The organism is Aromatoleum evansii, from assembly GCF_012910805.1.
Classification (GTDB): Bacteria; Pseudomonadota; Gammaproteobacteria; order Burkholderiales; family Rhodocyclaceae; genus Aromatoleum; species Aromatoleum evansii.
Genome location: NZ_WTVK01000239.1, coordinates 1 through 435, shown reverse-complemented (window position 1 = coordinate 435; position 435 = coordinate 1). Strand labels below are relative to the sequence as shown.

Genomic DNA, 435 nt, shown 5'->3' with positions numbered 1-435 from the left:
CTCGTGACGTCTGCTCGGCAGCTTCGCGGGTGGCGCGAGCGAGCAGGCCGATGCCGTCCGCGCCGACTCGATGGGCGGGTGCCGCGAGCAGGACGGCGGCGGCGAGATCTCCGCGGTGGTCGTGCACCGGCGCTGCGAGGCCGATGACGTCGGCAGACGTTCGCCGATCGTTGATGAAGACGCCCGTGTCACGACCCCCCTCGAGCAGGGCGTGGAGCCCCTCGAGCGCCCCGTCGTCCGCCCCGGGCAGGTCGATGGTGCCCGCAGTGATCCGCGCGTCGACGCGCGTCGGCGGCTGGTCCGCGAGGAACACCTGGACGCATGAGCTCAATGCCGTCGCGTAGCGCGCACCGACCGGCGTGACGTGTGCGATGTCGTGCCGGCTCGCCACCTGTTTGATGACGACGGCCTCCTGGCCCGTCCAGCGTACGAGCG

General features: G+C 72.2%; 1 protein-coding gene. It reads right to left on the bottom strand.

The annotated features are described in order from the left end of the window. Positions 1–435, bottom strand: a 435-nt coding sequence (locus tag GO615_RS29985) for an IclR family transcriptional regulator domain-containing protein (RefSeq protein WP_211167434.1), incomplete at both ends; no start/stop codon positions are given.